Source organism: Gluconobacter sp. OJB, assembly GCF_039638275.1.
GTDB lineage: Bacteria > Pseudomonadota > Alphaproteobacteria > Acetobacterales > Acetobacteraceae > Gluconobacter > Gluconobacter cerevisiae.
Genome location: NZ_JBDIWH010000001.1, coordinates 1,096,086 through 1,109,915, shown reverse-complemented (window position 1 = coordinate 1,109,915; position 13,830 = coordinate 1,096,086). Strand labels below are relative to the sequence as shown.

The window sequence follows — 13,830 nt, the reverse complement described above, 5'->3', positions numbered from 1 at the left end:
CTGGCTGGCAGGGTATGGTTTTGCCATTGCTGACCAGCCAGCCCCCGCAAAGACTCTGACGGGGGTTTTTACAGGGGCTTTTATGTCCGTTGACCTCGACGCCATCCATGCGGACCTGCCGCCGCTGCCCAAGACCATCCGTATGGTCGTGTCCGACATGGATGGAACCCTCCTGACGCCAGATAAAACCATCGCGCCCTCTACGCTGGCGATGGTGAAAACGCTTCAGGAGCGGGGAATTCCTCTTTGTCTTGCCAGTGCACGGCCTCCCGCTGCCATGGTTCGTTATATCGAGCTGCTGGGTCTGACAGGGCAGAATGCCGGTTTTAATGGCGGTATCATTTTCCGGCCTGACGGCACCACGAGTGTCAGTCGCGTTCTTACGCCGAATGTCCTGTCGATCGTCCATGACATGCTGCATCTGCATGAGATCGAAACCTGGTTCCTGCGCCAGTCCTACTGGATGGTTCAGGATGCCCATACGCCGTTCGTCCAGCACGAACAGGGCATTACCGGCCTGACCCCGCATCAGGTTCCTGACCTGCGCAAGGAGTTCGAGGGCATCGGCAAGGTGATGGGTGTGAGCAGCAATACAGGTCTGCTTCAGGATATTGAGACCGAGCTCGCTGTCCTGCTTCAGGGAGAAGCGAGCGTGCGGCGCTCTTCCGATATTCTTCTCGACGTGACGCCGGCCCTTGCCAACAAGGGCGAGGCGATCCGCGAACTGGCGCTTGCCCACGGCATTGCGCCGCATGAGGTGGCCTGCCTTGGCGATGCCCATAACGACCTGCCGATGTTTTCGGTCGCAGGACTGGGAATTGCCATGGGGCAGGCCGAAGAGGACGTGAAAGCCGCCGCACAGGTTTCCACGGACACCAACGAGCGCGATGGCTGGGCCAAGGCTGTCGAGCGCTACATTCTGCCGAGGGTTCCCCATTCATGACGACTGATATTCGCACCGCCACTTTGGAAACCCTCCCTGATTCGGAAGCCGTCGCCCTGCGGATGGCTGACCTCTTCATCGAAGGCGTTCTCGCCAAGACGGACGGCCTGTTCCGGGTGGCGCTTTCGGGAGGCTCCACGCCCAAGCGCCTGTTCGAAATCCTCGCAACGCCGTCACGGGCAAAACTGGTCCCGTGGGAACGCGTCGAGATTTTCTACGGTGACGAGCGCCATGTTCCGGAAGGGCACGCAGACAGCAACCACACGGTCGGCCAGTCTGTCCTGCTGTCGCGCGTTCCGGTGCCTGCACAGAACGTCCATGCCATTCCGACCGGCGATACGGTAGACGCGGACGCGCAGGCCTACGAAAAAACCCTCCAGACTTCCTATGGCGCTATGGAACTTGATCCGAAGCGTCCGCTGTTCGATCTGGTCATGCTGGGGCTCGGCACGGACGGTCATACGGCCTCGCTGTTTCCGGAACAGCCTGTCCTGAAGGAACGCAAAGCCTGGGTTGGAACGGCCGCACCGTCCACCGCGCCCTATGAACGCATCACACTGACCTACCCTGCCATTCAGTCCAGCGCGCTGGTCGTGTTTCTCGTGACGGGATCGTCCAAGGTCGAAATGCTGGAGCGTCTGGTCGAAGGCGACAGCTCCATCCCGTCCGCCCGCGTGACGAGCGAAGGCCGGATCGTCATTCTTGCAGATCGTGCTGCGGTCGGAGAAGACGCATGAGCAGCACGGACATGAGCGTTCACAAGCGCACCGCTGCGCGTGAAGCGGCTGATATGGTCCAGAGCGGCATGGTCGTGGGTCTCGGAACGGGCAGCACGGCCGCCTATATGATCGAGCGTCTGGGCGAGCGTATTGCCGAAGGTCTGGAGATTTTCGGCATTCCGACATCCGATGACAGCGAAGACAAGGCGATCAAGGCCGGAATTCCGCTGACGGATTTTGGAGCGCATCGTCGGATCGACATTGCGATTGACGGTGCGGACGAGGTCCAGCGCGGTTCGCTCAACCTCATCAAAGGTCTGGGCGGCGCGCTCCTTCGCGAAAAAATCGTGGCACAGGCCGCAAAGCGTTTCGTGGTGATTGTGGACGGCACCAAGCCCGTGGACCTGCTGGGCGAACGCGCCCCTGTCCCCGTTGAGGTCATTTCCTTCGGTTGGGAATGTACGGCGGAACATCTCGCGGCCTGTGGTGCGCGTGGTGTGAAGCCACGGACCGACCGCGCTGGGTCACTGTTCGTGACGGATACGGGCAACATGATTCTGGACTGTCATTTCGGACCAATTGAAAATCCGGAAAAACTGGCCGGGAAAATCGATCGTATCGTCGGTGTGGTAGAGCACGGCATGTTCCTCAACATGGCTTCGGACGTTCTGGTGGCGACGCCGGACGGCGTGGAGCGGTGGGAGCCATGACGGCTGCGGCCGTACGCTCGAAGATGGGCCTTGAGCCGCATTTCCTCGTGGTCATGGGCGTGTCCGGGACAGGCAAGACGACGATTGCGACCGGACTGGCCACCCGACTTGGCTGGCATTTTCAGGAAGGCGATGCCCTGCATCCTCCTGCAAATGTCGAGAAAATGAGCACCGGTCAGCCGCTCACCGATGCCGATCGCGCACCTTGGCTTGCGCTGTGTCATGACTGGCTGCGGGCACAGGTCGAGGCTGGCCACGGCGCGGTTCTGACGTGCTCCGCGCTCAAACGCGTCTATCGTGAACAGCTTCGCGCCAATGGGCTCCCGATTGAATTCGTGCATATCGATACGTCCGCCGCTGAACTCGCAGCGCGGCTGGAGCGGCGGGAAGGGCACTTCATGCCCGCAAGCCTACTTCCAAGCCAACTTGCCACATTAGAGGCTCCGGGCGACGACGAGCCGGTCATCCGCGTTTCCGGCGAAAAGCACCCCGATGTGGTGCTGGAGGAACTGATCCGTCACTTCCAGACGGAGGGCTGACCAATGACAGCGACTACCCGGCTTCTGGTGGATGCCGATGCCTGTCCGGTCAAGGACGAGATCTACCGCGTCGGTGCGCGCTATGGCCTGAAAACGGTCATTGTCGCCAATAGCTGGATGAACATCCCACAGTCTCCGCTCATTGAACGTGTCGTGGTTCCTGAAGGGCCGGACGTAGCGGATGACTGGATTGCGGAGCAGGTGACGGCGTCCGACATCGTCATTACCAGCGACATTCCGCTGGCCGTGCGGTGTCTTGCCAAGAAAGGCGCGGTTCTGCGCCCAAATGGCGAGGAAATCGACGAACGCTCCGTCGGTATGGTCTCGGCGATGCGGGATCTGATGCAGGGTCTGCGCGAGACAAGGACGGTTACGACCTACAATCCGTCCTTCGGGAAAACCGACCGAAGCCGCTTTTTATCCGCACTCGATACACTCATCGTGCGACTCCGCAGGAAAGCTGCTCTGGCGCAATCGCTCCCCAGTTCTTCAGAAACAATCCACAGGGCCTTCCCCGGAGATGTTCCCTGAATCTGGGGATATCTTCTCACGGGGATAACTGCGCCCGATGAGGATATTTTTCCCATGAATCCGCTTCGCCTTACCCAGATTGAAATGTTTTGCGCCGTGGTGGAGGAGGGAACGGTCGTCGCAGCATCGCGACGGCTGAACTGTGTGGCCTCCAACGTAACCGCGCGTCTTAGGGAGCTGGAGCTTTTAGTCGGGCAGGATTTGTTTCTGCGCGAAAAAAACCGCCTGATTCTTACGCCGGAGGGGCGACTGTTTTATCGGCAGGCGCTCCCGGTCGTCTCCGGGGCACAATCCCTGACGGATCTGTTTTCTGAGGGTCGCCTGCGCGGTATTCTGAATATCGGGGCGCTGGACGTAGCCCTCGAAGCGTATCTGCCCCAGATCGTGCCGGAGTTTCTAAAGGCCTGTCCGGGTGTAGAACTGAAGATGTTCCTCCGCCCCTCTTATACGCTGGAACGGATGCTTGCGGATGGGGAGATCGATCTGGCGCTGACGGATGGTCCCATCGTGCACCCTCTGATGGAAAGTCGTTTTGCGTTCCACGAGAGACTGGCGCTGGCCATGCCCGCCGGACAGGATGGAGCGCGGGATGGGCAACATGTTTTCCTGTTCAACACCGACTGTTTCTATCGAAGGTATTTCGAGACCTGGCTTGAGCGGCACGAGGTGTCGAACGCGATCATCCATACAGTCGAATCCTATGATGTGATTCTGGCCTGTGTTCAGGCGGGGTTAGGAATTTCCTGCGTTCCCCACAGTATCGTTTCACAGATGCAAAGTCGTTGTGGGGAAGGGATCACGTTTACATATCCCGAAGATCTCAAGGGGAGCGAAGTCTATTTTATCTGGCGTGAGCCAGGACTGAACGATCTGGGGCGAAGATTTCTGAATCATGCCTCTGAAAATGTGGATGCTGACGAAAAATGAGCTGAAGAGTCACAGATCATCGCTTTTGATTGTGCAGGAATGTCGCCACCATCCCGTCATCGATTGAACTGCTGGCGTGCTGACGCGTCTGTTTCATGACAGGACGCAAGTCGTCACACAGGAATGCAGGAAACTCCATGACTGAGAAAAGCACTCTTTTCATCAATGGCAGCTGGGTCGCACCGAAGAATGGTGAATGGATCACGGTTGAAAACCCGGCCACAAAAGCGGTTATTGGCGAAGTTGCCAAAGGCGGGCAGGCGGATGTTGACGCTGCTGTCTCGGCTGCAAAATCGGCCTTTACCGGCTGGAGCCGTCGCACGGCGACTGAACGCGCTGATTATATCCATGCGCTGAAGGATCTGGTGAAGCGGGACAAGGAAAAGCTGGCCGCTCTCATTACAGCCGAGATGGGCAAGCCGCTGAAGGAAGCCCGGATCGAGGTGGATTTCGCTGTTGGTCTGCTGCGTTTTGCTGCGGAGAACGTGCTGCGCCTTCAGGGTGAAATCATTCCGGGCAGCGCGCCGAACGAGAAAATCCTGATCGACCGCGTGCCCTTGGGTGTCATCGGAGCCATCACGGCCTGGAACTTCCCGCTGGCATTGTGTGCCCGCAAGATTGGCCCGGCCGTCGCCGCGGGGAACACCATTGTTCTCAAACCGCATGAGCTGACGCCGCTGACGTGCCTGCATCTGGCGAAACTCGTCGGGGAGGCCAAGATTCCCCATGGCGTCATCAATGTTGTGACGGGAGACGGTAAGGACGTCGGTGTGCCGCTGGTGGCGCATAAGGACATCCGGCTGATTACGATGACGGGCTCAACCCCGGCAGGCAAGAAGATCATGGCTGCTGCATCCGAGACCCTGAAGGAAGTCCGGCTGGAACTCGGTGGCAAGGCACCGTTCATGGTCATGGAAGATGCAGATCTGGACAAAGCTGCCGATGCTGCCGTGGCGTCCCGCTTTGGCAACGCGGGTCAGGTCTGCACGTCCAATGAGCGTACCTATATCCATGAGGCGGTCTATGACAGGTTCGTGCAGAAAATCCGTGAGAAAATCGAGGCGCTGAAGGTTGGTCTGCCGACGGATCCCAGCACGGATCTGGGTCCCAAGGTCAGCGAGGACGAGCTCAACAAGGTCCATGCGATCGTCGAGCATGCGGTGCGGCAGGGTGCGCGTCTGGCGATTGGCGGCAAACGTTTGACGGGCGGGGTGTATGATCAGGGTTATTTCTATGCCCCGACGCTTCTGACCGATGTTACGCAGGATATGGACGTCGTCCATAACGAGGTGTTTGGTCCGGTCATGTCCCTGATCCGAGTGAAGGACTTCGATCAGGCCATCGCCTGGGCCAATGACTGTCGTTACGGTCTGTCAGCCTATCTTTTCACAAATGATCTGGGTCGCATCCTGCGTATGACCCGCGAACTTGAATTTGGCGAGGTCTATGTGAACCGTCCGGGCGGTGAGGCACCGCAGGGTTTCCACCATGGCTACAAGGAAAGTGGCCTTGGAGGCGAAGACGGTCAGCATGGCATGGAAGCCTATGTCCAGACCAAGACAATCTACCTGAACGCGTAACGGATTGGCGGGTAGTCTGATGATGGCTGCCCGTTTCTTTCTGAAGGGAACAACATCATGGTAAGAGTCGCTGCGCTGGCCACCGATGGCCTCGAAGAAATCGAATTGACCGCACCACGCGCCGCATTGGAAAAAGCTGGTGCGACCGTTACGGTCATTTCCCTCAAAGCGGGGGAATTTCAGGCTGTGAACAAGGATATTTATCCTTCTCACAACATCCGGGCAGATCTGGCGATCATTGGTGCAAATCCCAATGATTACGATGCTCTCCTGCTACCAGGCGGTCTGGCATCCCCGGATTCTTTGCGGATGAACAAAGATGTGGTGGCCTTCGTCAGAGCGTTCGTGAAGGCGAACAAGCCCATTGCAGCCATCTGTCATGGTGTGCAGACGCTGATCGAGGTGAACGAACTCAAGGGACGGACCGTCACGTCCTGGCCGAGCATTCGCACGGATCTGGAAAATGCGGGGGCAACCTGGGTGGATAACGAGGTCGTGGTTGACGGACCTTATGTTTTCTCGCGCTGTCCGGCCGATATTCCGGCTTTCAACAAGGCCATGCTGAAGCATTTCAAACTCGCCTGAGAGCGACCCTGACGGTCACAAAAAAAGGAGGTCTCCCTTGCGGGGAACCTCCTTTTTTGTGGAAAGCTGATTGAGGTCAGCTTCTGCCATCCACTGCGATGCGCCCCAGAGCAGGATCGTCGGTGAAAAAGCCGTCGATCCCCATATCCAGATAGCGTCGCAGTTCTGCGACCATCCCGTCGGGATTGCGCGCAGCGTCGCCTGCGTTGTTACGAAGCTGTGCCGGAAGAAAATGGTTTTCTGGTCGCGCCGTGTAGGAATGAACCAGCAATCCCGCCCGATGGGCATCCGTTACGAGGCTGGAGGGTTCCAGCCAGGCGCCGTTACTGTCGCGTGGGATCAGGTCTGTATTGGACGGACCGATCACGTCGGCATAGCGGCGGATGTCTTTCAGGCCCTCTGGCGTCATAAGGTCACCAAAGGTCGTCTTCTGGCCCGCTGCCAGAAGATCCGGCGGTACGTCCTTGCGTTCGCCCATCAGCAGCATCAGGCGTGCCTGTGGGTTGATGGACAGGACATCAGCGCGGATATGCCCCAGATTGCCGGTCTCGAAAGACTGGAGTTCCAGTGGGGCCTGCCGGGTGTAATTGTGGGCGGCAATGGTCTGAAGAAACGCGGCTTCGGGATTGAGGCCGAGGCTGTTGAAATAGGTGGAATGCTTGATTTCCGGCACTAGGCCGAAAACCTTGCCCGTCGCTGCCGATTGGGCTGCGACCTGCTCGATGACTTCCTCGAAGGTCGGGATTTCGAAGTGATCGTCATAGCGCGTGTTATGAACGCGGATCGTGGAGAGGCGTTCACGGGCGCGGAGGGTCTTGAGTTCGGCCAGCGTGAAATCCGTAGTGAACCAGCCGGTCTCGATCCGTCCGTCTATTTTGAGGGATCGGTGGCGGGAGGCGAATTCGGGGCGTTCCGAAACATCCGTCGTCCCGACAATGTTGCTTTCATGGCGGACAACCAGATGGCCGTCTCGTGTCATGACAAGATCTGGCTCAATGAAATCCGCACCATCCATCATGGCGCGGGCATAGGAGGCCAGCGTGTGCTCTGGTCGCAGGGCCGAAGCCCCACGATGAGCGAACACGAGTGGCTTCGGCGCCAGTGAGGGAGCGGCTTTCGCCCGCAGATGCAGGGCGGGAAACCCTGCTGCGAGCAGGCCGAGGCTCTGGCGACGTGTCAGCATGGGGAAGAGTTCCTTACAGGGCGGCGCTCAGGCTCAGGAAGAACATACGCGGCGCGATGGGAAAGGCCGAAAACTGACCTGCAGTCTGGGTCGCGTTGATCGTGGACCATCCCTTCGTGTTTGTCAGGTTGGTAATGTTGCCCTGAACCTTCAGCGATGCCAGATGTGGGATATTGTGGAACGTATAACCTGCGTTCAGGTTAAACTGCGCGTAGGGCGCAGCCCACATATCGTTGGTATAGGTCGCATAGCGCTTGCCGATAACGTCGCCAGTGAACTGGCCGTAAGCATTGCCCCAGTTGGTGGTGAAGACGAACTTCTCCGACCAGTCCGGCATGCCCACAACGTTTTTGCCAGCCGTACGGATGATGCTCGAACCCGTGCTGTAGTTATCGTTATAGGTGGACTTGTTGTAAGACAGCGCGTTGTACAGCGAGAAATGCGGGCCGAAATGGGTGGTGAAGGAGAAATCCATACCATCCGTCGTAACTGAACCCACGTTCGCAAGCGTGGTAGCGGAGCCGATGATGGACGACAGGGTCTGCGTCGTTGCCACGGCCAGCAGGCGGTTCGAGAAGTGAACGTGATAGTATTCGACCTGACCTTCGATCGCCGTCAGCGGGCCGAGATGGATCTGGCGGTGCTCACGCAGACCGGTTTCGTAGGTCCATGACGTTTCGGGCTTGCCGTTGTTCTTGAACTCTTCGAAAGCGGCCTGGCTGGTTGCGCCCCACGGGGTGGCGTTGCCATAGCCCGCATCCTGGAAGGAGCGCATGTTCTCCTGAATGTTGGCGAACCACTGCTCATGCTTCGTGATGTCCCAGACCGCGCCGAAAGCGGGCAGGAACGGCTTGGCCGCGTCGATTTCGCCACCCGGTGCCGTCACGGCATAGGACGGGGAGAGCGAGCCCGGCTTCGCGGCCACGGGGAGCGTGCCGTTGGTATAGACCAGCTCGGATTTGAAGCCCGCCATCAGCGAGAAGTTTTTCGAAATCTGCCAGTTGTCCTGCAGATGCGTCACGAATGTGTTGGTGTAGAAATTGTTGGTGTACTGGTCGATCAGGGCGTTCTGCTGGCGCTCATAAGGGGTGGTCGGGTTATTGGCGTCCAGCGGATACCAGCGACGGGCCTGTGTGTTGTTGTTGCGCTCATACCAGCCGCCAAGCTCGATCGAGTGCTTGCCGAGATGGTAGCGCAGCGTGGACATCAGACCGCCACGATTGTCCCAGTATTCGGTCGTGCGGGTTGCATAGCCCGAGCCGCCGAAAACGGTATTCAGATCCTGTCCTGGATAATAGGCGCCGAACAGTGTCGGCAGACCAGCCGCCGAGATCGGGCCGGCGACAACACCTTCACCCAGATCATGGTGATAATAGATGCTGTTATCCCAATGCAGGTTTTCGCTGAAATCATGCGTCCATTTGGAATAAGCGAGGAAGTCCTCGCGCTGGGCCGCAGAGTAATAGTTGCGATAGTTCAGACCGACTGCATGGGAGTTGGCTTTGGCATAATCGAAATTTGGATAGGTGAACGGGCGGACATAAATGCCGTAACCCTGCGGCAGCGTGACGCTGTCTTCATTGGGCTCGACCTTCTGCGACCAGTCAAAGAATGTCGAGAAATGATCGTGTTCGCTGTTGTGAACGAACTTTGCGTTGACCTGATAGCCGCCCTGATGACCGGCGAAGTCCCAGGCGCGGGCATCCTGACGGGCAAAGGAAACATAGGCCGAATTGCCGTTGCCGAACTCACCCGTATCGAGACGTGCAAAGGTGCGGAACGTGGACCAGCTTCCGAAAACCTGTTCGATCTGCGCGCCACGCTTGTGCAGCGGGTCCTGCGTTGTGAACTGAAGCGTACCGCCGAGATTGGACGTGGATGCCGTGCCGAGCGCACCTGCACCGGAAGAAACCGAGGCCGATCCGACGTTCTCGCTGATGACTGCGCGCTGTGGCGAGAGGCCGTTATAGTTGCCGTAAGCCTGATCGCCGAGGGGAATGCCGTCGAGCGTATAACCGAGCTGGTTCTGGTTGAACCCGTGAACGTAGAGCGAGGAGTTCTGCTCGTTGTTGCCCCAGGGGTCAGCGTTATTGAATACGACGCCCGGCAGCATTTCCAGCGCCTTGACCGGGTTCACGCCCGGCAGAATGCGCTGGATCTGCACATGGCTCAGCCCCTGTTCGGAGCGTGTCCGGCGCGCCGTGATGACGAGCTGTTCCGTGCCACCGGCCACAGCATCAACCTTGGCTTTGTGCCTGGCGCTGCTTTTCGCCGCATGTTTGGCGGGCGTGGCTTTTTTGGTTTCGGTCGCGGCGGCACTGGCCGGGTGGGGAAGAGCAGCAGCCAGCGCAAATGGCGAGCAGAAAACGGTCAGAAGAAGGCGGGAACGCAGCAGGTTGCGCGGCATCGAAGATCTTTCCGGGGCAAGAAGGGTTCGGACGTGCCGGACCCTAATCTTTCCTTAAAGAACTGCGTGTGAAGCTCCCGTGAATGTGTTGTGACAGAATTATGACGTATGGAGGCCTGATCAGGCCGTCTGCCAACCCAGTCCGACGATCGCCACACGGCGCCCCAAAGGGGTATCCTGAAGCACGATGACCTCCCGTTCTTCCAGATAGTTGAGCTGGCGGCGCGCACGGCCCAGAGAATGCGTTCCATAAGCGCGAGCCAGCGCATCATCGTCCGGGCAGGTTTCCGCATCCAGCGCCGTGCGGGCAAGCAGCAGGAAAACGCCCTGCACGTCTTCCGGCAGCGTCGCGGCGACTGTCTGGGCCTGTTTCCACTCTTCGCTTTCGGAGCGCTCCCGGTCCATCCCGGCGCGGATTGTGGCCAACGTCCTGTTAAAGGCCCCCAGTTCCAGCACATTGCGCGACAGGCCCTGAATGCGTGCCCGGAGCTGAAAGTCCTGATACAACGTCGCCAATGGTTTGTAGTCCGAACCTTCTCCGGCAACGACTTCGGCGACCAGCGACCACAACTGATCGGGATCTGCCTCGGCGCTTACGGCTGCGGGGGCAGGCTCCTCGGCTTCACGCTCGGCCCCATAGGCATCGAGCTGGGCGAGAAGATCCGGCGGAGGCGGACGGGAGTCCCGACGCGCGCGGGGTGTAAACTCATGGACGGGTTCGAGAATGATGTCCCGCAGGTCTTCGGCGGAAACAGGCTCAAGCGGCATGAGGACCGGACCGGTGGCATGACTGACGGTCGTGACGGGACCGATGGCCACGAGTTTCGGACGTCGGCTCAGGGCAGGGCCGAGCGCCATGAACTGACCGCGCGCCAGATCGCGGAAGGATTCCGCCGCCCGGCGCTCCATACCCAGCAGATCGGCCGCTCGCGCCATGTCGATATCAAGAAAGGTCCGGCCCATCAGGAAGTTGGACGCTTCCGCCGCAACGTTCTTCGCCAGCTTCGCCAGACGCTGGGTGGCGATCACGCCCGCCAGACCACGCTTTCGGCCACGACACATGAGGTTCGTCATGGCCCCGAGCGACAGGCGGCGCGCTTCGTCCGATGTGTCGCCGCTGGTCACGGGTGCGAAAAGCTGGGCTTCGTCCACCACGACGAGGGCGGGATACCAGTGCGCGCGGGGGGCTTCGAACATGCCGTTAAGGAACGCGCCAGCCGCCCGAAGCTGCATTTCGGCTTCGACCTGTTCGAGGTTTAGCACCACGGAGGCGCGATGGGCCCGCACGCGCTCCCCAGCGGCGCGAAGGCTGGCTTCGGACTGATCTTCGACGTCGATTACCAGATGGCCGTAATGGTCGGCGAGAGTGACGAAATCGCCTTCCGGATCAATCATCACCTGCTGGACGAGGGTTGCCGTCTGCTCCAGCAGGCGCCGCAGAAGATGCGATTTCCCCGAGCCGGAATTGCCCTGCACCAGCAGGCGCGTGGCCAGGAGTTCCGGCAGATCAATGCAGGTGTCGGAGCCGTCGCGGCCCTGTCCGAGAACGATGGATGTCATGGTGTCAGGCGATAGCCGAACTGGACGATTCTAGCCACCCAAGGACACCATTTGCCGCCGCATAAGCAGTGGAAAAACATCCCTGAAGCAGATAGCCGCCCGTCGGCGCTTCCCAGTCCAGCATTTCCCCGGCCACGAAAACCCCGGGGCGTGATGTCAGCATGAACCGTGCATCCACCGCGTCCTGCCGCACGCCTCCTGCGGTCGAGATGGCGCGATCCAGCGCGTCCATGCCGATCAGCGGTAGGGGAAGGGCCTTGAGGGTCTGGGTAAGCTGAAGCGGGGTGGCGTTTTTCGGGGTCGCAAGCCTGAGAAGTTCGCGGGAGAGCGCATCGAGTGCCAGTGCCTTGCGCAGGCGGTTGGTCTGGCTTTCACGCTCGCGCTGGGCCAGCAGGCGTTTCAGAACGTCCTCGGCCGAAAGTGTAGGACGAAGATCGAGCGTGAGAACGGCTTGTCTGTCGCGCTGGATCGCGTCCCGCAATGCAGCCGAGAGGGCATAAAGCGCCGATCCTTCAAGCCCGCGGGCCGTGATGGTCAGATCACCCCGGCTCTGTTGTCCGTTAAAAGACAGCCCGACAGAATGCAGAACGCTACCGTCGTGCCGTGCTGTGAAATCGGCTGGCCAGTTGGGCATGAAACCGCAGTTTGCGGGTGCGAAAGGCGCGGTGTCCTCCGGCAGCAGGTCCGCCCAGAGACCGTCCGATCCCAGACGGGACCAGCTTGCACCTCCCATTGTCAGGAGGGTTGCATCGGCATGAACCGAGATCCGGCCGTCAGGGGTATCGAAAACAGGGTCCGAACCCTCCCAGCCGACGAAACGATGCCGGGTCCGGATCGCTACGCCCTGCTGCGCCAGACGCTCAAGCCACGCCCGCAGAAGCGGAGAGGCTTTCATGGCTTTGGGAAATACTCGCCCGGAAGAGCCGGAAAAACACGGTTGTCCGAGGTCTTCCGCCCATTGTCTCAATGCCTCGGGCGGAAAGGCGCGAAGAGTGGGTTCGAGCCAGTCCTGCGCGTTGCCATAGCGCTTCAAAAACCTGTCCAGCGCTTCCGAATGCGTCAGGTTCAGCCCGCTGCGTCCGGCCATGAGCAGCTTGCGCCCCACGCTGGGCATCCGGTCAAAGACCTGCACCCTGCATCCTCGCGCCGACAGGATTTCGGCTGCAAACAGCCCTGCCGGACCGGCTCCGATAATGGCGATGGATGGTGCGGTAGACGGAGAAGAGGACGCAGCAGTCATAGGCGTCTGATTGCCATGTGCGGCAGGGTTTGTCAGGCTCCGGGCGCGCAGTTCTGGCCGGAAAGGAAACACAGATGCAGGTTTTTGAGACAATTGATGCGTTTCGTACCGCACGCAAAAGCTATGGAACGCTTGGCTTCGTTCCGACCATGGGTTTTCTGCATGAAGGCCATCTGGGCCTCGTCCGCAGGGCCAAAGCCGAAAACGGTGCGGTAGCCGTCAGTATTTTCGTCAACCCGACGCAGTTCGGGCCGAACGAAGACTACGCCTCCTATCCGCGCGATCCGGATCGGGATCTGGCGCTTCTGAAGGATGCCGGAGCCGATCTCGTATTCCTGCCAACACCGGAAATCCTCTACCCGCCGGGTTTCGCAACCCGCATTGAAGTCGGCGGCGTTGCGGACGAACTCGAAGGCCAGTCCCGCCCCGGACATTTCTCCGGTGTGGCAACGGTTGTGACGAAGCTGTTCAACATCGTTCAGCCGCAGCGGGCTTATTTCGGGCAGAAAGATGCCCAGCAATGCGCGGTCGTCCGGCGTTTCGTGGTGGATCTGGATATCCCCGTCGAAATCGTGGTCTGTGACATCGCGCGCGAAGACGATGGCCTGGCGCGGTCCAGCCGTAATGTGCGCCTGACGCCTGAAAACCGTCACAGAGCCCCGGCGCTGTATCACACGTTGCAGGAAGCTGCGCGGCTGTTCCGAGATGGCGAACGCAATGCGGATGTTCTGGAGGGGGCTTTGCGCGTCAGTCTGATAAAGGCCGGACTGCCGGACATCGATTATGCCACGGTGGTGAACGCGGACACCTTCCGCCGCGAACAGCCCTGTTCTGATAACGCTCTGGCGCTTCTGGCTGTGCAGGCAGGAGCGGTGCGGTTGATCGACAACATGCCGCTTTGAGATG

General features: G+C 59.6%; 13 protein-coding genes. 9 read left to right on the top strand and 4 right to left on the bottom strand.

Features of this window, described 5'->3' with window-relative positions; genetic code table 11:
• The first annotated feature begins 82 nt into the window (after positions 1–82).
• The 8 genes from ABDK74_RS05160 to ABDK74_RS05125 all read left to right on the top strand — a co-directional run bounded on the left by ABDK74_RS05160 (position 83) and on the right by ABDK74_RS05125 (position 6,534).
• On the top strand, positions 83–943 hold the full coding sequence (locus tag ABDK74_RS05160) for a Cof-type HAD-IIB family hydrolase (protein WP_346002979.1): 861 nt from the start codon (positions 83–85) through the stop codon (positions 941–943).
• Positions 940–1,680 (top strand): 6-phosphogluconolactonase, encoded by a 741-nt coding sequence (gene pgl / locus ABDK74_RS05155; protein WP_346002978.1) that lies wholly within the window; start codon positions 940–942, stop codon positions 1,678–1,680. Before ABDK74_RS05160 ends, pgl begins: the two co-directional genes overlap by 4 nt.
• Positions 1,677–2,372: a ribose-5-phosphate isomerase RpiA gene (gene rpiA, locus ABDK74_RS05150; protein ID WP_346002977.1), complete on the top strand. Its 696-nt coding sequence runs from the start codon at positions 1,677–1,679 to the stop codon at positions 2,370–2,372. The genes pgl and rpiA overlap by 4 nt, the downstream gene beginning before the upstream one ends.
• The gene (locus ABDK74_RS05145; protein ID WP_194254262.1) at positions 2,369–2,911 is read left to right on the top strand and encodes a gluconokinase; all 543 of its coding nucleotides are present in this window, start codon (positions 2,369–2,371) and stop codon (positions 2,909–2,911) included. Before rpiA ends, ABDK74_RS05145 begins: the two co-directional genes overlap by 4 nt.
• 3 nt (positions 2,912–2,914) lie before the next feature.
• On the top strand, positions 2,915–3,442 hold the full coding sequence (locus ABDK74_RS05140; RefSeq protein ID WP_346002976.1) for a YaiI/YqxD family protein: 528 nt from the start codon (positions 2,915–2,917) through the stop codon (positions 3,440–3,442).
• A 54-nt stretch (positions 3,443–3,496) separates the two neighbouring features.
• Positions 3,497–4,369 (top strand): LysR family transcriptional regulator, encoded by an 873-nt coding sequence (locus ABDK74_RS05135; RefSeq protein ID WP_346002975.1) that lies wholly within the window; start codon positions 3,497–3,499, stop codon positions 4,367–4,369.
• Between the two features lie 137 nt (positions 4,370–4,506).
• The gene (gene aldA / locus ABDK74_RS05130; protein WP_346002974.1) at positions 4,507–5,949 is read left to right on the top strand and encodes an aldehyde dehydrogenase; all 1,443 of its coding nucleotides are present in this window, start codon (positions 4,507–4,509) and stop codon (positions 5,947–5,949) included.
• A 57-nt stretch (positions 5,950–6,006) separates the two neighbouring features.
• Positions 6,007–6,534, top strand: a complete 528-nt coding sequence (locus tag ABDK74_RS05125) for a type 1 glutamine amidotransferase domain-containing protein (protein ID WP_346002973.1) — start codon at positions 6,007–6,009, stop codon at positions 6,532–6,534.
• A 76-nt stretch (positions 6,535–6,610) separates the two neighbouring features.
• On the opposite strand, the gene ABDK74_RS05120 is transcribed toward ABDK74_RS05125, so the two are convergent.
• From ABDK74_RS05120 to ABDK74_RS05105, 4 genes are all read right to left on the bottom strand, one after another.
• A complete protein-coding gene (locus ABDK74_RS05120; RefSeq protein WP_346002972.1) occupies positions 6,611–7,717 on the bottom strand; it encodes a glycerophosphodiester phosphodiesterase family protein in 1,107 nt (368 codons plus the stop codon).
• 13 nt (positions 7,718–7,730) lie between these two features.
• Positions 7,731–10,124 carry a TonB-dependent receptor domain-containing protein gene (locus tag ABDK74_RS05115; protein ID WP_346002971.1) on the bottom strand — a complete coding sequence of 798 codons (2,394 nt, stop codon included), beginning with the start codon at positions 10,122–10,124 and terminating at the stop codon, positions 7,731–7,733.
• A 120-nt stretch (positions 10,125–10,244) separates the two neighbouring features.
• Entirely contained in the window at positions 10,245–11,684 is a 1,440-nt protein-coding gene (locus ABDK74_RS05110; protein ID WP_346002970.1) for an ATP-binding protein, read from the bottom strand.
• A 4-nt stretch (positions 11,685–11,688) separates the two neighbouring features.
• On the bottom strand, positions 11,689–12,924 hold the full coding sequence (locus ABDK74_RS05105) for a TIGR03862 family flavoprotein (RefSeq protein ID WP_346002969.1): 1,236 nt from the start codon (positions 12,922–12,924) through the stop codon (positions 11,689–11,691).
• Positions 12,925–12,998: 74 nt separating this feature from the next.
• Here ABDK74_RS05105 and panC point away from each other — a divergent pair, with 74 nt between their 5' ends.
• Complete coding sequence (panC, locus tag ABDK74_RS05100; protein WP_346002968.1) at positions 12,999–13,826, top strand: pantoate--beta-alanine ligase; 828 nt, start codon at positions 12,999–13,001, stop codon at positions 13,824–13,826.
• Positions 13,827–13,830: the final 4 nt, after the last annotated feature.